Annotated in this window: 1 protein-coding gene; it reads left to right on the forward strand. The window is 72.0% G+C overall.

Going from position 1 to position 279, the window contains the following annotated elements; genetic code table 11:
• A partial coding sequence (locus AC5WRT_RS39200; RefSeq protein WP_496098986.1) for an acyl carrier protein occupies positions 1–279 on the forward strand: 279 nt, incomplete at both ends.

Genomic DNA, 279 nt, shown 5'->3' on the forward strand with positions numbered 1-279 from the left:
CCTCGCCGCGACCGTGGTGTTCGACCATCCGACGCCGGTGGCGCTGGCGCGGTACCTGCGTGAGCAGTTGCTGGGGGAGGGGGTGGATGCGGAGCCGGTTTCGTCCGGGGTGGTGGCGGTCTCGGACGATCCGGTGGTGATCGTGGGGATGGCGTGCCGTTTCCCGGGTGGGGTGAGTGACCCGGAGGGGTTGTGGCGGCTGCTGTCGGAGGGTGGTGACGCGGTGGGTCCCTTCCCGGCCGACCGCGGCTGGGACCTGTCCGCCCTGTACGACCCGGA

It is taken from the genome of Streptomyces sp. NTD91 (assembly GCF_059510455.1).